The sequence below is a fragment of the Lactobacillus sp. UCMA15818 genome (assembly GCF_030400225.1).
Lineage (GTDB): Bacteria > Bacillota > Bacilli > Lactobacillales > Lactobacillaceae > Liquorilactobacillus.
The window spans coordinates 106,224-130,033 of record NZ_VJYB01000001.1; the positions used below are offsets into that span (position 1 = coordinate 106,224).

22 protein-coding genes and 1 pseudogene are annotated in these 23,810 nt (G+C 32.6%); 22 read left to right on the forward strand and 1 reads right to left on the reverse strand.

Annotated elements, in window-relative coordinates; genetic code table 11:
- Window positions 1–164 precede the first annotated feature (164 nt).
- The 20 genes and pseudogenes from FFX44_RS00500 to FFX44_RS00595 all read left to right on the forward strand — a co-directional run bounded on the left by FFX44_RS00500 (window position 165) and on the right by FFX44_RS00595 (window position 19,915).
- Window positions 165–1,460, forward strand: coding sequence for a cytosine permease (locus FFX44_RS00500; protein ID WP_289976824.1), 1,296 nt, complete (start codon window positions 165–167; stop codon window positions 1,458–1,460).
- Window positions 1,461–1,565: 105 nt separating this feature from the next.
- Complete coding sequence (locus tag FFX44_RS00505) at window positions 1,566–2,672, forward strand: DUF917 domain-containing protein (RefSeq protein WP_003689106.1); 1,107 nt, start codon at window positions 1,566–1,568, stop codon at window positions 2,670–2,672.
- Window positions 2,673–2,675: 3 nt separating this feature from the next.
- The gene (locus FFX44_RS00510; protein ID WP_289976830.1) at window positions 2,676–4,235 is read left to right on the forward strand and encodes a hydantoinase/oxoprolinase family protein; all 1,560 of its coding nucleotides are present in this window, start codon (window positions 2,676–2,678) and stop codon (window positions 4,233–4,235) included.
- Window positions 4,236–4,294: 59 nt separating this feature from the next.
- Window positions 4,295–4,594, forward strand: coding sequence for a CHY zinc finger protein (locus tag FFX44_RS00515; RefSeq protein ID WP_289976831.1), 300 nt, complete (start codon window positions 4,295–4,297; stop codon window positions 4,592–4,594).
- A gap of 139 nt (window positions 4,595–4,733) precedes the next feature.
- Window positions 4,734–5,345: a pyroglutamyl-peptidase I gene (gene pcp, locus FFX44_RS00520; protein ID WP_289976834.1), complete on the forward strand. Its 612-nt coding sequence runs from the start codon at window positions 4,734–4,736 to the stop codon at window positions 5,343–5,345.
- Between the two features lie 1,152 nt (window positions 5,346–6,497).
- Entirely contained in the window at window positions 6,498–7,130 is a 633-nt protein-coding gene (locus FFX44_RS00525; RefSeq protein WP_289976836.1) for a DMT family transporter, read from the forward strand.
- A 38-nt stretch (window positions 7,131–7,168) separates the two neighbouring features.
- Complete coding sequence (locus tag FFX44_RS00530) at window positions 7,169–8,065, forward strand: DMT family transporter (RefSeq protein WP_289976837.1); 897 nt, start codon at window positions 7,169–7,171, stop codon at window positions 8,063–8,065.
- A 381-nt stretch (window positions 8,066–8,446) separates the two neighbouring features.
- Window positions 8,447–9,037 (forward strand): type 1 glutamine amidotransferase family protein, encoded by a 591-nt coding sequence (locus tag FFX44_RS00535; protein WP_289976840.1) that lies wholly within the window; start codon window positions 8,447–8,449, stop codon window positions 9,035–9,037.
- Window positions 9,038–9,618: 581 nt separating this feature from the next.
- Window positions 9,619–10,572 (forward strand): GNAT family N-acetyltransferase, encoded by a 954-nt coding sequence (locus FFX44_RS00540; RefSeq protein ID WP_289976843.1) that lies wholly within the window; start codon window positions 9,619–9,621, stop codon window positions 10,570–10,572.
- A 163-nt stretch (window positions 10,573–10,735) separates the two neighbouring features.
- A pseudogene (locus FFX44_RS00545) lies at window positions 10,736–10,882 on the forward strand (site-specific integrase); the annotation flags it as partial.
- 115 nt (window positions 10,883–10,997) lie between these two features.
- Window positions 10,998–11,753 carry an IS30 family transposase gene (locus FFX44_RS00550; RefSeq protein ID WP_289976845.1) on the forward strand — a complete coding sequence of 252 codons (756 nt, stop codon included), beginning with the start codon at window positions 10,998–11,000 and terminating at the stop codon, window positions 11,751–11,753.
- Between the two features lie 360 nt (window positions 11,754–12,113).
- Window positions 12,114–13,325, forward strand: a complete 1,212-nt coding sequence (locus tag FFX44_RS00555) for an IS110 family transposase (RefSeq protein WP_289976847.1) — start codon at window positions 12,114–12,116, stop codon at window positions 13,323–13,325.
- Window positions 13,326–13,518: 193 nt separating this feature from the next.
- Entirely contained in the window at window positions 13,519–13,911 is a 393-nt protein-coding gene (locus FFX44_RS00560) for an AraC family transcriptional regulator (RefSeq protein ID WP_260355580.1), read from the forward strand.
- A 29-nt stretch (window positions 13,912–13,940) separates the two neighbouring features.
- Window positions 13,941–14,432, forward strand: coding sequence for a GyrI-like domain-containing protein (locus FFX44_RS00565; RefSeq protein WP_260355579.1), 492 nt, complete (start codon window positions 13,941–13,943; stop codon window positions 14,430–14,432).
- A gap of 722 nt (window positions 14,433–15,154) precedes the next feature.
- Window positions 15,155–15,904 (forward strand): SDR family NAD(P)-dependent oxidoreductase, encoded by a 750-nt coding sequence (locus tag FFX44_RS00570; RefSeq protein ID WP_289976854.1) that lies wholly within the window; start codon window positions 15,155–15,157, stop codon window positions 15,902–15,904.
- Window positions 15,905–16,318: 414 nt separating this feature from the next.
- Window positions 16,319–17,011 carry a DUF3883 domain-containing protein gene (locus tag FFX44_RS00575; protein ID WP_289976856.1) on the forward strand — a complete coding sequence of 231 codons (693 nt, stop codon included), beginning with the start codon at window positions 16,319–16,321 and terminating at the stop codon, window positions 17,009–17,011.
- 179 nt (window positions 17,012–17,190) lie between these two features.
- Complete coding sequence (locus FFX44_RS00580) at window positions 17,191–17,325, forward strand: hypothetical protein (protein ID WP_289976860.1); 135 nt, start codon at window positions 17,191–17,193, stop codon at window positions 17,323–17,325.
- Window positions 17,326–17,929: 604 nt separating this feature from the next.
- Window positions 17,930–19,117, forward strand: a complete 1,188-nt coding sequence (locus FFX44_RS00585) for an amidohydrolase family protein (RefSeq protein ID WP_289976862.1) — start codon at window positions 17,930–17,932, stop codon at window positions 19,115–19,117.
- A gap of 89 nt (window positions 19,118–19,206) precedes the next feature.
- The gene (locus FFX44_RS00590; RefSeq protein ID WP_289976864.1) at window positions 19,207–19,518 is read left to right on the forward strand and encodes a DUF961 family protein; all 312 of its coding nucleotides are present in this window, start codon (window positions 19,207–19,209) and stop codon (window positions 19,516–19,518) included.
- A gap of 1 nt (window position 19,519) precedes the next feature.
- Window positions 19,520–19,915: a DUF961 family protein gene (locus tag FFX44_RS00595; protein ID WP_289976866.1), complete on the forward strand. Its 396-nt coding sequence runs from the start codon at window positions 19,520–19,522 to the stop codon at window positions 19,913–19,915.
- A 534-nt stretch (window positions 19,916–20,449) separates the two neighbouring features.
- On the opposite strand, the gene FFX44_RS00600 is transcribed toward FFX44_RS00595, so the two are convergent.
- Window positions 20,450–20,908 (reverse strand): MarR family transcriptional regulator, encoded by a 459-nt coding sequence (locus FFX44_RS00600; RefSeq protein ID WP_289976873.1) that lies wholly within the window; start codon window positions 20,906–20,908, stop codon window positions 20,450–20,452.
- A 75-nt stretch (window positions 20,909–20,983) separates the two neighbouring features.
- Here FFX44_RS00600 and FFX44_RS00605 point away from each other — a divergent pair, with 75 nt between their 5' ends.
- Both FFX44_RS00605 and FFX44_RS00610 read left to right on the forward strand, forming a co-directional pair.
- Complete coding sequence (locus FFX44_RS00605) at window positions 20,984–21,955, forward strand: zinc-binding alcohol dehydrogenase family protein (RefSeq protein WP_289976874.1); 972 nt, start codon at window positions 20,984–20,986, stop codon at window positions 21,953–21,955.
- Between the two features lie 331 nt (window positions 21,956–22,286).
- Entirely contained in the window at window positions 22,287–23,687 is a 1,401-nt protein-coding gene (locus FFX44_RS00610; RefSeq protein ID WP_289976876.1) for an FtsK/SpoIIIE domain-containing protein, read from the forward strand.
- The last annotated feature ends 123 nt before the right edge of the window (window positions 23,688–23,810 follow it).

Here is a 23,810-nt window from a genome sequence, read left to right on the forward strand (position 1 = left end):
AACTTAGTGCCTTGATAACGCCTTTATTCGACTCGTGATTAAAATTTGGAAATAAAACAATTGCAAACAAAATGGAATTGGATTATAAAAATGTAATGAGAAACGCTGGAATATTATAATTAATTTATTTTGTTTCTCCAAATTTGAGAAAGAGGGTTTTCACCATGAATAAAGAAGAACAAAAAGTTGTTGCGCAGGTAGATGATTTTTCACTAAGTCGTGTTCCGATGGATAAGCGACAACCATTATGGCAGGTTTTAGCCATTCAGATTGGTGGCTTTGTCGCTTTAAGTCAATTCATGTTGGGAGCCGAACTCGGCTATGGATTGGACTTTAAAACAGCAGTCATAGCTACAATTTTAGGTAGTGTGATTTTGGAGGTTATTGCATTTTACTTGGGACTAGCAGGACAAAAAGAAGGTCTACCAACAAGCCTTTTAGCTAAGTGGGCGGGCTTTGGTACTGTTGGATCTGCATTGGTGGGCGTTGCATTTGCTATTAGTCTTATCGGCTGGTTTGGTATTCAGAATTCAAATTTTGCTGCAGGCATTATTACTATTTCGGGTCAGCATTGGCCCTTTGGTGTGGTAGCAACAATAACTGGCTTATTGGTTACACTTTCAGTTATTTTTGGATTTAAGGGCTTGGCTTGGACGACCGTTATTTCGCTACCTTTGTTCTTAGTAATGATAATCATGGCAACAGTTAATATGTTAGAAGGACACAGCTTAAACACTCTGGTTTCTATGGCTGCTCCTAGTGCAAAATTAACATTAACGACTGCTATTACTTTAGTAACAGGAAACTTTATCATCGGTGCTATCATAATGCCCGATATTACAAGGTTTGCTAAAAGTGGGAAAGATGTTTTTTGGGTTACTGTTGTTGGTACAACAATTGGAGAATTAGGCGTAAATGTTTTAGGAGTCTTGATGGCTCACGCAACTGGAACAGAAGAAATTTTGCCAATTATCTACGAATTGACTGGTAGCTTAGGTATATTATTGGTCATTACGTCAACATTAAAGATCAACGATATTAATTTATATTCGGCTAGCTTAGGATTTGTTAATTTTTTTAAACAGGTATTTAAAATTGATTTCAATCGTGGTGGTGTAACATTAGTTGTTGGAATTTTTGGAACCATAGCTTCGGTTTTGGGAATTATTGATAAATTTGCAGGGTTTTTAACAATTTTAGGTATTGTGTTTCCACCAATAGCCGCAATTATTTTTATTGATTATTATGTGCTGAAGAGAAGTCGTAAAATTTTAGATGAATCGCGTCGGACTGGAACATTGCCCAGTTACACAGAAACCATGCATCCTGTAACATTAGTAGCTTGGATTGCCGGAGCAGCTACGGGATATTTTGTGACATGGGGAGTACAATCCTTTACAGTATTAATCGTATCAAGTGTTGTCTATTACGTTGGTATGAAAATATTTGATAAGAGATAAAAAAGATTGTTCTAAAATCTAGAAATGTACTTCTTTATAAACGGACCATACACCGATTATTATGGTTATCAAAAATCTATTAATACAAAGTTAGAAGGTTTATTTATGACACAGATTAACATTGATGATATTAAACATATTGCAATAGGAGCGTCTCTTTTAGGTGCTGGAGGCGGTGGAAATCCATATGTGGGCACTTTAATGGCAATTTCAGCTGTTCGTGAAAAAGGGCCAGTTCAATTAATTGAGCCAACTGACGTACCAGAAGATGCTTTAGTAATTTCTGCTTCAATGGTGGGGGCACCCGCAGTTTCATTAGAAAAATTCCCCAATGGAAATGAATATGATAAAGCTTTTCCTCTTTTAGAGGAAACATATGGGCAAAAAGCTTATGCTACTTACCCAATTGAGGCCGGTGGTATTAATTCTATGATTCCAATCATGGTCGCGGCTCGTCGAGGTCTTCCACTTGTTGATGTAGATGGTATGGGACGTGCATTTCCAGAGCTGCAGATGACAACCTTTGCTATAGCAGGACATCCAGTTACACCAATAGTTATAACCGATGAACGTGGTAACAATGCATTAGTGAATACCATTGATGCCAATTGGGCCGAGAAAATTATCCGGACAATCACTGTTAAAATGGGAGCAACTTCATCAGTTGCGGGAGATGCGGTTCATGGTAAAGATTTGGTTGCAAATGGTGTGACAGGAATTATTAGTTTAAGTAAACAAATCGGTGAACTAATTGACAGTGCTAGTGATTTTGAAACGGTTGATGCTGCATTAACACAGCTATTGCAGATTACGAAGGGTTATAAATTATTTACTGGAAAAATTACTGATATTAATCATACGACAAAAGATGGTTTCAATTTTGGCGAAGTTACAATAGAAGGATTTGGTACATTTGAGCAGAGTTTCGGTTCTGTATCATTTCAAAATGAAAATATTATTTTTAAAGTCAATGATCAAGTTTTGGCTACAGCTCCTGATTTAATTACTTTAGTAGACGTGGACACCCTAATTCCAGTTACAAATGAGGAATTACGTTACGGTAAGCGAGTCAACGTGCTAGGTCTACCTGCAAATTCAAAATGGCGAACAGAGGTTGGTATTGCGACTGTTGGGCCACGGTACTTTGGTTATGATATAGATTATGTACCACTGGAGCAACTTGTAGAAAAGTATTCAAAGATGGGAGAATAAAAAATGACTTATCAGATTGGTATTGATGTTGGAGGCACTAACACAGATGCCGTTATTTTAGATGAAAGACGTAAAGTGATTGCTGCTACCAAACAACACACCACAAAGGACATTCAAACTGGTATTTCAAATGCACTGCATGAGGTATTGAATCAGTCTGGTGTCAACCCAGATTATATTACAGATGTTATGTTGGGAACTACTCAAGCAACTAATGCCATAGTAGAAAGAAAAAGTTTAGCGAAAGTCGGTGTTATTCGCCTAGGATATCCTGCAACCGCCTCTATTGTACCGTTCACAGAATGGCCAAGTGACATGGTCTCACTTTTATCTGGTACTTATCAGCTAGTCCATGGTGGTTATGAATTTGATGGCAATAATATTTCACCTATTGACTACAATGAGATTCGGAAGGTACTAAAAGGTTGGAAAGGAAAAGTGGACTCAATTGCTGTTGTTGGTGTTTTTTCTAGCTTAAATCCAGATCAAGAAGAAAGTGTAAAAAAACTAGCAACCGAAATTCTAGGTGACGTATCAATATCGATTTCATCGAAAATTGGTTCACTTGGTCTGATTGCACGTGAAAATGCAACAATTTTAAATGCTTCCTTGTATAAAGTTATTAATAAAGTAGCAATTGGATTTGATAAAGCACTGCAAGATGAAGGTATAAAAAAATGTAATAAATATCTTACTCAAAATGACGGTACATTGATGACCCTAGATTATGCAAAACTGTATCCAATATTAACCATTGGATCTGGTCCAACGAATAGTATTCGCGGAGCTGCTTATTTAGCTAAGATCAGAGAATCTCTTGTTTTGGATATTGGAGGCACAACATCTGATATTGGTGTTTTGATTAATGGTTTCCCACGAGAATCATCACTTGCAGTTAATGTCGGAGGAATCCAAACCAATTTTAGAATGCCTGATATTTTATCAGTTGGTCTTGGTGGTGGTTCTGTTGTCAGACAGTTGAGTAATGGAGAGGTGACTGTCGGGCCAGATTCTGTAGGATATAATATTACCCAAGAGGCATTAGTCTTTGGTGGTCAGACTACCACAGCAACGGACATTGCAGTGGCAATGGGTGTAGCAAAAGTAGGAGATTCTAAGAAAATCGATGGACTTGATAGAACGTTTGTAAAAAAAGCATTTAAGAAAATATCAGAAATTTTGGAAGATGCCATTGATAAAATGAAAACCAGTGCCGAAAAAGTTGATTTAGTTCTGGTTGGAGGTGGTGCTATTATTGCACCGGATTATTTAAAGGGTGTTAGTCATATATTTAAGAATGAACAAGGAGGCGTGGCAAATGCAATAGGCGCGACTATTGCACAAATTGGTGGTCAATATGAAAAAATATATCAGTATGCACAATATAAACGCGAAGAGGCATTGCGAGACACACAAAAATTGGCAAAGAAGCAGGCAATTCAAGCGGGAGCCGATCCTGAGAGCGTTCATTTAGTAGAAATTGAAGAAATGCCCCTAGCCTACGCACCAGGTGAAACAACAAAAGTCAAAGCAAAAGTAGTTGGAGACTTCATGAAGAACTAGTATACGTAAAATCGCAGAAGATGGGAAATGAATTGTTTCTAATGAAGAGGCAAAAAAGAATGAATGAAATTTATGGAATTGAAATAGATACGGATGGAAGATGCTATCATTATCATCAACAAAATGATATCGTGGGTCTAAAGTGTCAGAGATGCAACGAATACTTTGCCTGCTATAAATGTCATGATAATTTAAGAGATCATTCATTTGTGTCCTGTGATAAAAATGATTATCCTGCAATTTGCGGTAAGTGTAGGAAGAAAATGACCTTTGACGACTATAAGAATGGATATTGTCCCTCTTGTCACGCAGGATTTAATCCTAATTGTCATTTACACTGGGATATTTATTTTAAATAAAATAATGCAAAAAACCAAGATTAATTGGATAATAAAATTCCTGATCAAGTCCCAATGATATTGTTTGTACTTATTATGTATTTTCTCAAACTAACTAGTAAAATAGAGATTAATATGTACACATAGAGGAGGGCGAAAGATGAAAGTACTTCTAACGGGATTTGATCCATTCGGGGATGATAAAATTAATCCTGCTATTGAGGCTGTCAGAATGATTCCAGATAAATTGCAACAAGCCGAAATTTTTAAATTGGAAATACCGACAGTTTTTAATAAAAGTGCAGAAGTTGTATATGAAGCCATTTTAAAATATCATCCTGATATTGTGTTAAATATTGGGCAGGCTGGTGGTAGATATGGCATAACCCCAGAAAGAGTAGCAATTAATTTGGATGATGCACGTATTCCTGATAATGAGGGTCAGCAACCACTGGAAAAAATTATCCACTCTGATGGAGAAAACGCGTATTTTTCACAATTGCCTATTAGAAAAATAGTGGAAGCCATTAACAAAGAGTCTTTGCACAGTTATATCTCTACTACTGCTGGAACATTTGTCTGTAATCACATTATGTATCAAGTTCAGTATATGATTGATAAGAAGTTTAAACATGTTAAGGGTGGCTTTATTCATATTCCATTTCTTCCTTCACAAGTGATTAATAAACCAAATACTCCTTGTTTGAGTATTCATGATGATGTAATTGGGATTACCAAAGCAATTGAAGTTATTGTTAATGAGTCTAAGTAGTTTTAAAATTGAGGATTGACTCAGCTATAATTTTAAAAAAATGGTGAGTATTCATCAAAGGCAAAGATGGTTAAAAGTTGCTTAAAATGACAAAATTAGAGTAAAAAAATATTTTTCTTTTTAAAGAAAACGCTTGCATTTTTTCAGATATATGGTATATTATTGGTGTAGGGGATTATGGCAGACGCTATAATCGAAGTTTCATCAATATGCTTGCATGTTGATGAAACAAAAATAGCTACCGCAAGGTGGTTAGAAAAGAGGCCAGAGTTTGAAAATCCCTTATAATAGCAGTCCAGTAGTTAATTGATAAAGTTGCTGATGATTTTAAAGTAATTTAAAGTTGTTGCTACGGATATTGGTTAGATTAAAAGAAAAAGTGATGTGTCAAAAGCTGAAACTTTATCTTACTGGGCTGTTTTAATTTGTCTATTAATAATCTACATGGAGCCATGTCAAAAATTAATTTTTTGCTTGGCTCTTTTATCTATATCGAAATATAAATTCAATAAAAATTGACGTTACAAGCTTGATGGTAGAACAAACAGCGCAATAGATTAAAACTTGTATTAATACTACTTTATAATAAATACTTATTTTTCACTTTCCGTATCTGAGAAAGTGTTTTCATTTTAAAGTAAGAAGATATTCTCATTCACAAAAATTTCTTGACACTGCTTAAATTTTAATTTAAGTTTGCTAGTATGGAAATACATCATAACTTCAGCAAGAAGTGAGAAAAAGTGTTCAAAAGAACAACAGAAATTGAACTCACAAATATGTGTATCGTTAAAAATTGTAAGTATAGAAACACTGCAATTGAAGGGCTTCGTAAATTTTGCATTAGACAAGCAGAATAAAGAGTTTATTTTTATCTATGGAGCGGAATATAATTTCAAAATCAAAAACACCGTTATAAAAGAAACTTATGAAGGAAAAGTTTACTGTATTAATATGGAACAACTTAAATCACATAAACTAAATAAAGTAGTTGCTGCTATTTATAATTCTTGGCTTAACGGTGAAATAAAGGAACTTTACTTTGACAAGCAAGAACCCTAACTTTATTTTAATTAGCTACCACTATCTCAAAATCTTGTTTAGTTTAAAAAATGAAAATTATTGACACTTAAGGAAGTGTTATCTTATATTATGAAAAAAAGAATTGCTTTTATTCAATTAAGTTTGGCTATGATAATTTTTGGTACAATAGGTTTTTTTTCACGATTATCGGGCTTACCTTCAATGGAACTTGTTTTTATTCGATGCACTAGCGCATCAATTTTTTTAGCATTATACTGGTTTTTCAGTGGCCGGTATAAAAAAGAAAAATGGCAGTTAAAAGAAGTATCAGTTGTTCTAATTGGTGGAGTTTTACTCGTATTAAATTGGATTTTATTTTTTGCCTCGATTGAACATACAGCCATTACGATTGCAATTTCAATTTATAATCTTGCACCAATTATTGTTCTTTTAATTAGTTGGATATTTTTCAAGACGTCGATTAAAAAATTAGGACTATTTTCTACTGCATTAGCTTTTGTTGGTACGTTTTTCATATCAGGAATTACATTAAAAACTATATACAATAGCCAATCTTTTATAGGACCATTATATGCTCTGAGTGCTGCTCTTTTTTATGCTCTTGTTATTTTAACAGGTAAAAAAATAAAATTTCTCAGTCCTTATGCTGTAACTTTAGTACAAACTCTTGTAGGCGTAATTATGTTATTTCCACTTAACGTGTTGCTTTATTTAATCTGTGCTCCTATAATGATGATATAGACTTGAATATTAAATGATGTAATGGTTGGTGATTGAAGATGAAACTCACAAAATTTACCGCTACAATTATGCTTGTTTTTGCAAGTTTGTTTTGGGCAGGAAACTATGTTTTCGGAAAGTTTGTTATATCAACTCTCAAACCAATTCAAATAAATTTCTTACGTTGGCTACTTGCTGTAATCATTCTTTTTGTACTTTCTCAAATAATTGAGAAACCAGATTGGAAAATGATATTTAAAAAATGGCCCATATTGTTAATCCTTTCTTTATTCGGGATTATTGGATACAATATTTTGTTGTATGACGCTCTTTTCTTTACGACTTCTCTAAATGCAGCTCTAATAAACTCTGTAAACCCTGCAATGATAGCAGTTTTTGCTACTCTACTCTTGGGAGAAAATATGAGTAGAGTAAATGTATTTGGTTTACTAATTTCACTTCTTGGCGTTTTGATTATATTAACACAGGGAAAGCTCATGCAACTTTTTTCAATTAATTATAATGTTGGCGATGTATTTATGTTATTAGTTATAATTTCGTGGACAATATATACATTGTTAGAAAAGAAGGTAAGTAATTTACCACCAATAGGGACTAGCGCAGTTACTGTACTTTTTGGAGTAATACTTATGTTTCCTTTCTTTGTTGCATCACATTTAACATGGTCATTTAAACCTGTAACTATCTACAGTATTCTCTATTTAGCAATATTTCCATCTGTTGGATCACTGGTATTTTGGAATAGCGCTGTTCCAATTGTTGGCGCTAGTAAAGCTGGAATTTTTTTGAACCTAATTACTGTTTTTACAGCAATTATTAGTATATTATTGGGAAACGGTATTAGTTATTCGCAAATTATAGGAGGCGTAATAGTAATAATTGGAGTATATTTAACAAATAAAAAAGAACATTCACGTAACATAGTATATAAATAATTAGCAAACAAATGAATATTAAAAGATAAAATTTTTAAAACAGTTATTGTTTTTATTTATCTTATTCTTTGCATTAATGTTATTGATAATTTTTAAAGGGCTATAATGACCTAATAGATCTTAATGGATGTTGTTATTGTAGTAATTAAGTAATAAGTTTTGTATATCAGGGTTATTAACCTTATATATTGTAAAAAGCGCTCTGTTAGGAGCGCTTTTTTATAACTAAATCTTCAATACTTTATCGTTTAACACTTTGAATAATTCAGAAAAGAGAGGTTAATTGAATATTTTACAAGAACTTGTGTTCGAAAGTGTACCATGATACCATTAATTAGATTATTAATAGTAATTTTTTATATGGTTAAAGGGGATTTTAAATTGAGAACTGCTATTTTTTTTATTTTAGATGAGTATGCTGATTGGGAAGGTGCATATCTTTCAAGTCAACTAAACCAAGACCAGGAATGGAAAGTTAAGACAGCTTCTATAAAAAAAGAAGTTATTTCAATTGGTGGTTTTAAAACTGTCGTTGATTATCAATTAGAGCAAATACCTAATAATATCGATTTATTGGTATTAATTGGTGGAAATTCTTGGTCTCTTGAAAATAATAACTTAAGAGTAATTATTAAGAATCAACTGAAATTGAATAAACCTGTCGGTGCAATTTGTGGAGCAGTTGATTATCTTGCCAAAAATGGTTTGCTTACTAGTTTTAAACACACTGGTAACACTCAGTATTTATGGAAAAATTTTGAGGATTATCAAAATACCGACGATTTTATTGGAAAACAAGTAGTAAGAGACCAAAATCTAGTAACAGCTAATGGAACGGCACCAATGGAATTTACTCAGATGGTACTTAAAATGATTCATTTTAAAAATAATACTCAAATAGATAAAGACATTGATTTATACAAGTTAGGTTTTTACCAGTATTGTACTAAATATGGTAATCCATTTTCTTAATTAAACTATGATTATGAAAAAAATAATTATAATACAATTTATAATTTTGATATATGTTTAGTAAGGGGCTGGGTCAAAAGTGAAATTTAAACCTAACTCCGCTGCTTATTCCGGATAAACGCGTTCCATAAGTCAAAATTTTCCGTCTAACCTTGAATCACTCACAGCAAATTACTCGCTATGTTCGTAATTTCTTGTTAGTACTCAAATTTTACCGACTTATGTCACACTTCCTTTTGTGTATTTAATTTTTAGAAGAATAAAAAACTGAATGAAAGGAGCTAAAATTATGGAACAGATTGTGCTATCGATCAAGTATTCATATGCCTTACAACATGCTCCTATCCTAGTCATTTTATTATGGCACAAATGTCTAAATATTTGTGTACCAAATACTAGGATAGGAGCAAAGCCGCTTTTCGCGTTTCATTTCTGAAGAAAAAAGGTTGCATATCAATAATTATTAGAGCATATTTTTTCATAATTCCCCCCTTAAAAAATTATTTACTATCTAATGACTTTTTTTCTATATACGAATATAATGAGTTATTGTAACAAAAATATTTTACTGGAACAAGACCATGTATTTAAAACCTTGGGGAGCACTTGGTACTTGTGATAAAAAAGGGGAAAAGCCCATGTATGATTATGACAATTTTTTTCTGGCTGAAAATGACTTGAATAGAGCTATTTCGTTCTACACTGAGATATTAGGCTTGAAGGTTAAATATGATTTCAGAGATAAGGGCATGTTTGCGCTAAAGGTAGGAGAAAATGAGCCTGCCATTATATTAAAAGATAAAGTGAGATTTCCTGATACTAAGACTACAATATGGTTTGTTGTTGATAATGTTATGGCGACATATTCAAACTTAAAGAGTAAAGGCGTAAAATTCATTACCTCACCATATCAAATTTTCACTGGTTTTGCTGTTGAATTTGATGACCCTTCTGGAAATCGACTTGGAATAACTGACTACACCAAGAGCAACTTAAATACGGAAAAAAAGCAACGTACTACTGATTTTGTACTAAGAGCAATTAAGCTAGAGGACGTAGTACAATTTTTACAGTTTCAACAAATGCTTGATCATGAAACTGAGTTTATGATGCTATACCCTGAGGAAAGATCTACTGATTTATCTGTCTTAAAAAATGAAATAAAGCAAAGCATCATCAATGGAGACGGCTTCTTTGTTGCGGTAGACAATTCCGAAATAGTTGGATATGTCCATGCCGAAAGAGGGCAATTTATGAAAAATAAGCATAGTGCATATATAGTCATTGGTGTATTAGAAAAAGCTTCAGGACAGGGAATCGGTCACAAATTATTAACCAAAATCGATGAGTGGGCTTCTAATAGCAATATTACACGTCTTGAGTTAACGGTAATGGCAAACAATAAAAAAGCTCAAAACTTATACAAAAAGAGTGGTTTTAAAGTAGAAGGAATAAAAGAAAAGTCATTAAAAACTCTCAAAGGAACATATATTGATGAATTGTACATGGCCAAAATTTTTCCTATAAAAACATAAGATAACAATAGCTTTGATAAAACTAAATAGTTAATAATAAAAAGAAACAATAATTATTTTGAGACGAATTCGACAACTATCTGCACGAATTTTAATCTTATCCAAGTTATCTTCATCATTTCAAATATAATATTGTTTCTTTTTACTGCCTGCAGAAGCAAAACATTCTGAATGGCTTTTTCCTTCAATTAAAAGACCTAATAGTCATATTTCTGAAAAACAATTTTATAAGATTATGGCACGAGTTGGTAACTTGCTAGGAATTAATTATTTAGGTACGCATACTATGCGTAAATGGCATGCTTATCGTTATAATGCCGAAGAAGCCCAACAATATGCTAATTTAAGAAAAGATCGAATTGGTACTAAAAAAAGTATTCAAATAAAAAAGCACGGATTATTGCTAAAAGGATTTTAGATGATAAATGGTCACCGCTTATAACTGGATTTATCGAGGTATGATTCCTGGTGTTTCTGAATCTAATTTGCGTTATCGCCATAAATATCGAAGGGTGAGACCACAACGAGCAGTTGAAATGAACGCTAAAGAAAAGAGGGTGAAGCAAAAAGAAAAACAGCTAGTTCGCTCACTTAAACATTCAATTGAAGAACGCCCAGTTGGCGTTGATGAGCGTAAAGTTTTTGGTCACTGGGAAGTTGATTGTGTTCTACCAAAAAAAGGTTACCGGCAAGTCTTTGTGACGTTTTGTGAACGTAAAACACGTTATTATATTGTTTTAAAAGCTGAATCTCAGTCTGGAAAAGCGGTATGTAAGGTCTTGGATCAATTTATGGACTTATTGGGGAAACGTGCAAAATATATTGTTCAATCATTCACATTTTACAATGGATTTGAATTTGCCAATCACTTTGTGATTAATAAGGTGCAACGTGAATACGAAATTATGGCGTATTTTGCACACCCATACAGTCCGGCTGAACGTGGTTCAAACGAGAATGCTAATCGGATGCTGCGCGAATATTTTCCGAAGAAAACACATTTTGAATATGTTAACAATGATGACATTCGCCGTGTATTACATAAGATTAATAAACGGCCAAAGGCTGTTTTGAATTATAAAGCACCAAGAGATGTATTCAGACAAAAAATGCATGAAATTGATCGAACCTTTGGTTATAAAAGACATTTAAGACGCTCTAAAAACACTAAAAAACGTTGATTTAAAGCAATTTTCAGCAAAAATGATTAGTAAAAATCCATAGTAAGCTTTACGTGTAAAATTCAAAAAAATCATTGCATAAATCACAAAAAACAACGTTTTTTACATGAAAATTAAAACATATTAAGATTAGTTATGTAAGCTAAGGCATTGGCTTATATAACTATTTTTTTTATAGTTAAAGTGAAGAATAACTCGAACGGTTATTAGAACGATAAGTTCGTAAAAAAAACAGGGTGTCTTTACTATCTCTAATTGAATCAGTTTTTAATATGTTGGATCTACAAGATCGTGTAAAAGAAAGTGGAATCGGTAGAGCTAGGTAAAGTTCTTCAACTAATAAATTTAGGAGGATATTCTATGAAGTATGTCGCAGCGTTTGATATTAGTATGGGAAAAAGTTTTATGGTCTTATATGATGAAGAAAATTGTATTAATCAAGAGTGGATTCCGCACACAGTGGAATCATTCACACATTTAAAACAGCTATTTGCGAAATACACTAATGTTGATTCAAACGCATTAGAAATAGTATTTGAAGCCACGGGTGTATACTCCAAAGCACTAGAGAGATTTTTTATTGAAGAAGAATATTGTTATTCAAAATTGAATCCTTTGGAAGCAAGTTTTCAATCTAAAACTTTACGCAGTAATAAAAATGATAAAGTAGATGCTCATAACCTTGCTTTGTCTCATATGAAAAGTAAAAATGATTTTTATAAAAAATCTGATCAAAAATATGACGAGTTAAAACAACTTTCACGGTACTATTCTGAAATAGATGAGGAACTTTCGGTTATTAGGGGACGACTTCATAGTTGTGTTCAAGTCACATTTCCTGAATTAGAGCAAGTATTCACAACTAAAAGTTCCTTGTTTTTAAACATAGCACAGATATATCCACATCCTAATCTTGTTCTTAAGGATTCTAAAACTATTATCAAAAATAAACTATTAAAAAATACTAAAAAAAATTTATCTTCTTTTCGAGCACAAAAAAAGGCTGAAATGCTAATTTCAGCAGCACAGAATAGTTTTCCAGCTGTCGATGAATTTCATCCAGTAATTTTACAAGTCAAACACTATGCCTATAGATATCAAGAACTTGTAGACCAAAAAAATAAAATTACAGGGTTAATGGATAACATGGCTCAATCATTGCCGGAGTACAATGTCCTCCTTAGTTTTCCTGGAATAGGCATAAATTCTGCAGTAAGAGTAATTGCTGAATTAGGGGATATTAGACGTTTTGATAATTCGAAACAAATAAATGCTTTTGTTGGGATAGACATAAGAAGATACCAGTCAGGTAAGTTTCAAATGCGTGATAAGATAAACAAACGAGGAAATAAGATTCTTAGAAAAATTTTATATCAAGTAATTATAAATATGATTCGGACAAAGACTATGGAAGATAATCATATCAAGGAATATTATTATAGATTAAAATCAGAGCCAATGAATAAATGTCATAAAGTTGCAGTCATAGCTACCATAAATAAATTCTTAAGGATATTATTTTATTTAACGAAAAAAGAGACTTTGCATAGTTATGAAAAAGCTATAGCTTAATAAATTTTTTTGAGTGTTGGGCTAGGTTTATTTACTGTACCCTTTTTTACAAGATATGTAATTTTACTGAAAAAAACTTCTATAAAGTGTTTAAACTCAGAGAAGATTGTTATAATGAAATTGTATAGACTAGATAAAAATGGTGAACTGCTCTATCTTGCGAGTGAATACTTTTAATAAGGAAAAGATAAATATGAATGATAAAACTAAAAATATCAGCTCCAAGCAAGTATATACTCGATTAATAAATAAAACTGAAGACTACATAGAAAATAACTTGAAAGAAGTTATATCATTAAAAGATTTAGCACGAAATGCTCATTTGTCTGAATTTCATTTCCATAGAATTTTCAAAAAGTATTCTTCTGAAACAGTAAATGAATTTGTAACTAGGTTTAAAATGGAACGTGCTGCCATTTTTCTATGTGTTAATCCTAAGATTAACATAACTACTATTTCCATGGAATATGGATATAATGACTCTAGTTCATTTAGTAGGACATTCAAGAAACATTTTGGAATAAGTCCTATTAATTACAGAAAACAGCAAGAATTGTCAAGAAAAAGTAATTGGTTCATGAAATAATAGGTATATAAAAATAAGGAGGAATTATTATGATTGAACCAATCAATATTACTACAGAAGAACTAAAAGACCAACGAATTATCTACATTCGATTTAGAGGAAGTTACGTTGAGTTTAGAAGAAAGAGTAAGAAGCTATTCAACGAATTATTCGATTTTGCTACTGCAAATAATTTAATTAATCCAAATAAAACGAAAGTTCTAACAATCTATGATGATAATCCATTTATTACAGATGAAAAAAATCTAAGAACTAGTGTGGCCATGACTATTCCAACAGATGCAAAAGTTATTGAGAGCGGAAAGATTTGCGAGTCTAGCATTTCAGGAAGATTTGCTGTTGGTCACTTTGAGATGTCAGGTAGCCAATATGGAGAAGCTTGGCAATTTATGTATCAAGAATGGCTTTTTAAAGATAAAGCTAAACCAAGAGATGCTGTACCATTTGAAATGTATATAACAGAACCACCGAAAAACCTAAAAGATAAGAGTCTTACAGATATTTACATTCCAATTGTTTGAAATATGTTAAAAGCCAATTTCAATAAAGAAAAAGACCTCTTTTGCTATTGACTAATCGTAAGAAATAACCGTCAAAATTTGGCTAGCAAATCAAATTATTTTTGCTGGTTATAAATTCTGGCGACTATTTTTTTTACTGATTTTTTGTTATTTTTTTGCTTTTTATTTTCGAATTCAAATTTATTTTTTTGTTTTTTATGCGTTAAAACGCTGTTTTAACAGCACTTTCAGTGATGTATAAAAATAAGAGAGGGGTTAGATTAAAATTCGGACTTGAACCGCAGATGTCAAAATAGCAATATACGAAAGGGCTTTAAACATATACCACAGCAGCAATTAGACTATCTGATTGTTTAGTTAAATTTTGCCTGTTTTCATGAAAAGAATCGGTCTTTTATGAAAAGAACAATCTTTTAGGCTTATAAGTTATTCATTCACTTTCATGTATAAACTTTCGTATTTGCACTTTGACAACTGCATATCGAAATAGAATTCATACTTCAATGGTTAGATTACCAGATTCAAAAGTTAGTCATGGATAGAAACAATGCATGCTACGTCTCCGAGAGGCTCGTTGGTCAGTGACCTACACATGCCGGCATAGCTGAGTAGCTGGGTGCGAAGCGCGATGATCTAAAATTTAGGGAGCGAATTACATTTTTATTATATATATGTTACACTTTCTAGCGTAAATAATCTTATGCTAGAAAAGAGGTATTTTAATGGGCTATACTGTTATAACTGGTGCGAGTTCTGGAATCGGATATGCTACAGCGAAGGAATTTGCGAAAAAAGATCACAATTTGATATTGGTGGCTCGCAATCAAGAAAAGCTAATTGAACTAAAGAAACAGTTATTGAAAGAAAAACCAAATCTAAAAGTGATTACCAAATCAATTGACCTATCAAACATTAATTTAGTACATGAATTTATAACATTTCTTGAAACAGAGGACCTTGATTTGCTAATCAATAACGCCGGTTTCGGCGATGCAGGTGAAATGCTTAATTCTGATATTTCTAAAATAGAAAAAATGCTCGATTTAGATGTAAAAACGTTGGTTACATTGTCACTCTGGTTTGCAAAAAAATATTCGAATCAAATAGACAAACAGATCATTAACGTGTCATCTACGGCAGGTTACGATATTAATACTAGGGCAGTTCTATACTCAGCTAGTAAAAATTTTGTTGCTACATTTACAGAAGGTCTTGCCCTTGAACTGAAGAAAGCTAAATTTCCTCTTCAAGCCAAGGTTATCGCACCTTATGCAACTTCAACAAATTTTGCTAATGTTAGTCTAGATACTAGAAATTTTTCTTATGAAAAAAATTACGGAAAATATCATACTCCTGAACAGATGGCATCTTTTATAGTTCAGTTGTATAAAAGTACCAGTGTTGTTGGGAAAATTAATGCTGAAACAATGGAATTAGAGTTAAGTGATACCCTATTGAATTGGCATGCATAAAAAAATGCCTTTCTGTAAAAATTATCAATAGCCGGTAAAAAATTGAAATTACCTAAGAAGGTATGTTGAATTTCACTTAAGTATAATTTTTATATGTTATTATTAGTTTGGTTAACATATAAAAATCAAAGTGGTGATTTAAATGTCTTCTTTTTTTCTTGTTTCACAAAATCAAAGTCATAAATATGAATTTGAGCATAAACTTTTATGGTCTCCTAAGTTGAATCAAAAGCACGGTAAAAATCGTGGTTATGAAAACATGTCCCATGTTAAAAAGGGAGACATTATTTTCCATGTCTATAATCAGATTATCCATGCAGTAAGTGTTGCTAAATATGATGTTTATAGTTCTCCAAAACTTCCTGAGTACAATGGAAACATTTGGGACGATGATGTTGGAGAGTTGATTGCGATATGCATATACTTGAAATTCCATTGTTGGATCATAGAGAATGGTTGAATGCGCATAAAGGGGAAGTTTTTGATAAAAATGGAAAATTAAAACAACAATATCTATTCAAATTAGATGAAAAACAGAAAATCTATCTTAGTCACTTGCTTCCTAAAGAACTAATGCAATTACTTTTAATCAGTGATACTACATCAACTACAAAAATACCAAGTTTAGAGAAAATTAAAAGAAATTCGACAAAACGAACAAAAACCAATGTTAATCATGCTTGGGTCCATAGTACACAGAATGAGCAAATGAAAGATGATATTGGTAAGCTAGGAGAACAAGCTGTTTTTAAATATTTAACCGAGAAATATACCGGAAGTAACTATAAGATTATTCCAATTTCCTCAAATTTTGCTGGTAAAAAAGGAAACGATGCTGCAGGTTATGATATCTTGCTAAAAAATAACAATTTGGCAACTTACATCGATGTTAAAACAACTACTGGCTCAAACCAGTCGTTTTATATGTCAGCTAAAGAAAAAAGTGTGTTGGATTCCTTAGTCAACGAGAAAGATAAAACATATAACATATATCGTGTATATGGAATATCAAAAGCTGGAAATGATACTGCTGAGTTTGAAATATTTAAAGAGAACAATTTAAAAAATGCTAGTTATAAAGCTTTAGATTTCTTTGTTTCGATCTGAGAAATTAATATTTTATAGGAAACAATGGCTTGAAAATTTTTTAGAATGTGTACAATTTTTTGACAATATGACATTTATAAATAATAATGGATGAAAAAATAATTACTTATAAATTTTATTAAGTAACCGATCAAGGTTACTTTTTTTATTACTCATAATTTGAAAGGAAGGTATTAAATATGCCATTAAAATATGTTATTCCTACTGCCGAAACTTTCGGCAAATTAACTTTTGGAAGGGAAAATTATGAAGTAGTCAGTGGTTGTTCTAGAATTACTACAGGAGTAGTTTATAATTTTTTACCAGAAAAGTAAGCTGAATTAATTGGAGTTCAAATTCCCGCAAAATTCGAAACTGGTACCAGGGTTGAATTAGTCAATCCCAAACTTGAACCAACTGGACGTTCAACAGATGATGAAGCAATCACATCGTAAAAATTAACAGTTGAAAACATTAGGAAAAAGAGCGACAAGTAGTATTGTTAGGATGTTCAAATACAATGGAATTCGTATTAGGTAGTTTCATTGGTATATTGTATTTACCTATCCTATCTTTTGCTATCTTTGATGTCACTGCATTTTTGCCTTATTCCCAATTTCATGAAGTCTAGATAAAAATTTGGGTTACTTTAGCCGCTACCGTTTTTACCTTTGGTGACGCAAATCATAGTTTTGCAGTATACAATAAAAAAGATAAGCATAATGATTTCTTTACTCGGGTGAAATGTCAGTAGCTACTTAGCAAGAACGAGATTATTGATAACAAAATGTATCTTGCAAAAATTGAAATCGTAAGTTATGTTTTTTGATTAATAAAGTTCTTTTTATGACACAATAATTTATTTATTCATATTCTTTTTTGGAAAAAATGTGTTAGACTTTATACCATGAATTTATTTTTCAGAAATGAGGTTCGAAAATGAAAACAAAAACTTTTTTCAATTTTAATTTATTTGATGGTTTGCACAATTCAGTAAAAAAATTTTCTTGGTTTAAGATAGATGAACAAACTGGTAAAATTATTGCTCAAGGTACAACAACTCCTGAAAAAGCTGATCAAATGATTGATTTACAGCAAAAATACGTTATGCCTGGTTTAATAAATGTTCACACCCATATTAGTGGCGATTCAGACAGTTTTGATGGTAACTTTAATCGTTCAGAAGCAGAAATTGCAGTAGATGCTTATCAAAATTTGCAAACACTGTTGAAATCTGGCGTCACGTATATAAGAGAGTGTGGCTGTGCTTACGACATTGATATAAAATTGAAAAAATCTCAAAAGGCTGGACGCTTAAACAAGATTCCAAATATGATTACATCTGGTCGGGCTATCAGCATGACGGGAGGTCATGGAGATGGACCACATGTTTCATATTTAGCTGATTCACCAGATGAGGTCCGCAAAGCAACCAGAACTGCTTTTCGTAATGGGGCCGACTGCATAAAAGTTATGGCTACCGGTGGAGTAATGTCACCTGGAGACTTCATGAATGATCCACAATTATCGATTGAAGAAATGCAAGCAGCCGTCATTGAAGCTCATCATAAGAGAAAGACCGTCGCTGCACATGCTGAGGGAAATCCCGGAATTAAATACGCTATTTTAGCTGGCGTAGATTCTATTGAACACGGATTTTATGTTAATGACGAAGATATTGATTTGATGTTAGGTAGGGGCACATACTTGACTCCAACTCTTTTGGCTGAAACTTTAATACCTGAACATGGAAAAAATGTATTGCCTGACTGGGAATTGAAAAAAGCTGCAGATGCTTTAGAAGATACCTATAAAAATCTTAGTGTGGCTTATAAACGAGGGATAAAGTTTACATGTGGAACAGATGCTGGTAGTCCTTTTAATAGCTATGATAAAACACCATTTGAATTTGAATTACTAACAAGGTTAGGTATGACGCCTTTTGAAGCTTATCAATGCTCCACAATCAATTCTGCTAAGTTATGCCAGATTGAAGACGAATATGGTACCTTAGAAAAAGGTAAAATTGCTGATTTCATTGTTTTAGATTCAAACCCATTAACAAATATCAAAGCCGTACAGCAACAAGATAAACAAGTATTCCAACGTGGAGTTAGACAATTTTAAAAATATTTAATTATAGAAAGAAACATTTGCAACTCTATCACAAAGAGTTGTTTTTTTATTACTCAAAATTTGAAAGGAAGGTATTAAACATGCCATTAAAATATGTTATTCCAACTATCGAAACTTTCGGCAAATTAACTTTTGAAGGAAAAGATCGTGAAGTTATTAACGGTCGTTCTCGGATTGCAACAGGACTAGTTTACAACCTCTTGTCAGAAAAACAAGCTGAATTAATCGAGGTTCAAATTCCAGCAAGAGCTGGATCAAAAATCTTTGAAACTGATACTGAAGTGGAACTGATTAATCCAAAGCTCGAACCAACTGGTCGTTCAACAGGTGACGAAGCAATCGCATCGTGGAAATTAACGGCCGAAAACATCAAGAAAAAGGGGGACAAGTAGTATGGTTAAGATCTTAAAATTGCGTAATGGTATTGAAATTGATGAAGAAAAATCATTAGGAAAATTAAAATTTTTGGATAAGAAATCTCCGTCATTGATCTTGGGTGAAGATGGTGAACCAACTGGAGAGATTAAAGATCGGCGTTATGATATTTTGTCTAAACTGCAACATGATTCCTTTACAGTTGTCTTACCAGCCGAAACGGACGAAAAAGATTTTCCGTTCAATTCAACGGTTAAATTAATCAACCCAGTAGTTGAAAATTATGCTATCCCAAATGGACGATATGTTGATGCCGGAATTCGAGTAACTGCTGACGATATTATTTTAGACAATAAGGGGGTAGCTAGCAAAGCAGACCCAAGTAAATCCACAACAAATCCATTAAAAAAATAAGGTGATTTAAATGTTCAAAAATAAAGGAATTCGCATTAGGCGGTTTCATCGGGATATTGTATTTATTTACTTATCTGTGATGTCACTGCCTTTTACTTTGCTCTCAATTTCATTTCTCTATCTTGTTTATGTTAGAAGTCCAGATAAACTTATTTGGGCTGCTCTAGTGCCCACAAGCTTTACCTTTAGTGACGTTTTAGAAAAAATAAATTTTTCTATTTATTTGGATTATATATGATCAACTTAGCTGCTATTGTATTACTTGAAGAAGTAGTAGTTAAGTAAGTCGTCTTGCGATGTATCTCTTTTGCCAAAATCTCATCAACCTTTCTAATGACATATTTGAACCCAAAATTCACTAATAGAGTTTAGAATGTCTGTTCAAAATTAAGCACTTAAAAATATTCAAGTCTTAGTATTCACATCTACAAATCAAATGAACCAATAAATTAACTAAAAATAAGCACTTTCTTTATAATTTTAGAGAATTGATATTTATTAACTTAAATTTAAAAATGATAAAATATAAGTTTACTATTTATTTTCAGCTGTTTTAGCTAAGATTATTCTATTTAATAATTTTAAACTGGCTAAAATGGTTTCTTGTTGATCATCAGTTATATTATTCAAAGTTTGCTTTATAGTTTCGATTCTAGCCTTCTTGATTTTATCAGAAAGCATTTCACCAGTAAAACTTAGTTTAATGAAATGGCTTCTACTATCTTCTGTATTCACCGTTGTATTAATAAGCTCAGCACTCTCTAAACGTTGTACTTGCCTACTAATTGTGGAATGTGGTCTACCTGAAAAACTACTTAGTTTTTGAACCGTAGTGGGTTGTAATTTTGAAATAGCAACAAATAAAGGAAACAACTTAAAATCCAGATTTATATTATTGCTTTCAATTAAAAACTTATCATTCTCAGGGCGATTAAAAAAAGTTACCAATTTTAGTGCTTCAACATATAATTCCTGTATTTTTTTATTATCCATGTTTTTATTATAAACAAAAAACGTGCAAATTGCACGTAATGTGATATAATAATTTAAGTGCATTATGCATATAAATTGAAAGAGGTGTTTATTATAAAAGCAGCAATTGTTAAAAATAAAGGAATTTTACCTGTAATTGAAGAGATTGAGGTCCCAGTACAATCTACTGAAGATGAATTAATTCTAACAGTTAAAGCTAGTGCCTTAACTATGGTTGGTAAGTCATCTTCTTTAGGAAGTCATTACTCTAGTCATGATGCTTTTCCAAAAGTTGCTGGGATAGAGGGTGTGGGAGAAGATATTAGTGGAAATCGGTTCTATTTTATTGGTTCACAAAATCCATATGGTGCTTTAGCAGAACAAACACTTGTTAACAAAAAACGGACAGTAAAAATTCCAGAAAAATTAGATACAATAACAGCTGCAGCTATTGCTAATCCAGGTATGAGTTCATATGCTGCTCTAGTTTATCGTGCAAAAATAACATCAAATGATGTTGTTTTAATTAATGGAGCAACGGGAACTGCTGGCATATTAGCTGTAAAAATGGCTTATGCTTTAGGAGCAAAAAAAGTTATTGCTATTGGTAGAAATAAAGATGCCTTGGAACGCTCTGGTGCGGATGAATACTTATCGTCATCCGATTATGATAATAACGAGCAAACTCAATATTTGGTTGATTTAGGAAAAATTATTGCTGATGTTACGATTGTTTTAGACTATTTATGGGGAAATACTGCCCAACTAATTATGCAAGCAATTTATCAGTTTAGTAATCACCAATCTGAAATTCGTTACATTCAGATTGGCACACTTGTTTCACCAGAAATAAACGTACCTGGTGCATTACTAAGATCCACCAAACTAACTTTAATGGGATCAGGATTAGGTTCAGTAGGTTCAAAGGAATTGCTCTCATCAGCTGAAAGGGTATTTGAATTGGCCGTAATTAATCATTGGCATGTCCCTAATATTACTTTTAAGTTGGAAGATATCAAAAAGGCTTGGAAGGCTCCAAGTCATCCACGTCCAGTTATAATTATTTAATTTTATATATTCAAACTAGGAGTGAAAAAATGGGAGCGTTGTTAATAAAAAGCTGTTTAAGTGCATTTAGTTTAATCATTTTATTGATATCTTAGACTAGCCAACTAATTTTGAAACATTTTACAATATCTGTAGAAATAAACAGGAGACTTGCTAGAATAGCCCTTTTCTCACGGAGTCACTGGGCAATGACACAGTAAAAATTTAAATAACCGCTAGACCTGTCAAAGTTATGTTCTAACTTTAGAGATACAGCTCAATGAGCGGTTATTTATTTTGCAGTTTTTTGATATACTCAACAACAAATCCATTAAAAAATAAGGTGATTTAAATGTTCAAATATAAAGGAATTCGCATTAGGCGGTTTCATCGGGATATCGTATTTATTTACTTATCCGTGATGTCACTGCCCTTTTCTTTACTTTCAATTTCATTTCTCTATCTTGTTTATGCTAGAAGTCCAGATAAACTTATTTGGGCTACATTAACTGCTGCTATTTTTGTTTTTTGTGGCGCAATTATCAGCTTTGCGGTATACAAAAGAAGCGACAATCATAATGGCTTTTTTACTCGAGTAAAACATCGACAATTACTTGCGAGAATGATTATTGATAATAAATTGTATCTTGCAAAAAATAGAAATCGTAATAATCCTCGACAGAAGATTATCTATTTTCCAAAAGTTTACTATCACTATAAGGAGTTGATTATTACGACTAGATTCCCAATGGATCTTCAAAAAAATCAAGATAAGTTTAATCGGATCGGTGAACAGCTTGAACAAGCATTGTTTGCTGATCTTTTTGACATTGTTGATGAAAAAGGATTTAAGGCATACAAGTTAATCAATGATCCAATTCAAAACAGAATTAACATTACTAACATTAAATCTGTTGGCGTAAAACTAAAACTAATGCATGGTTTTACGTGGGATTATAATAAGTTCCCACATGCTTTGATTAGTGGTGTTACCGGAGGTGGTAAAACTTATTTTATTCAAGCTCTCTTAAAATTATTTATTGATTTAGGTGCTGACTGTTACATCTGTGATCCAAAGATGTCTGATTTATCACAATTGGATCAAGTACCAATTTTAGAAGAAAAGGTCTTTTCAAGTACAGGACAAATCAATAAGTGTGTTCGTGAATTCTATGAACAAATGGTTGAACGGCAAAAAGAGTACAAACAGTTATTAAGAAAAACAGGTGAAATCGGCAAAGATTATCGCAGTTTTAATATGCAACCGAAGGTCTTATTCTTTGATGAATATGTAGCCCACATGAGTAATTTAGACTTCAAGGAACAAGAAAAAACTCTAGGGTACTTGAAACAAATTATTTTATTAGGTAGACAATTAGGATTCTTCTTGATTGCTGGTATGCAAAGACCCGATGCTAAATATTTTGAAGATGGTATGCGGGATCAGTTCGGACTAAGAGTTTCTCTAGGTCAAATGTCACGTTCTGGTTACATTATGATGTTTGGTGAATCCGACAAAAACTTCAAAGTTCAAAATGACAAGGTACGTGGCTGGGGCTACGCTTCCATTGGTGGAGCTTATGTTCGAGCCTTTTTTGCACCCTTTGTACCACCAGAGTTTTCATTTTACAATTATCTACTCAACAAAGACGAGCCCTCGCAGCTGAGCGATCAGAGCCGACAGGCGATAGCGGAGCGTGGGCGTGGAACGCCCAGCGAAGCAGCGCGGGCGAAGTCTGGCGTGAGGAGCTGAAAGCTCCGAGCGCCAAGTGTTTACCCCCAATTGCTAACAGGGGGGTAACAAGGACGAAAACAAGTCAACCAAGGTAACGCTAAATGTTGATTTGACAAGGATAACTAAGATTTGCAAAACTTC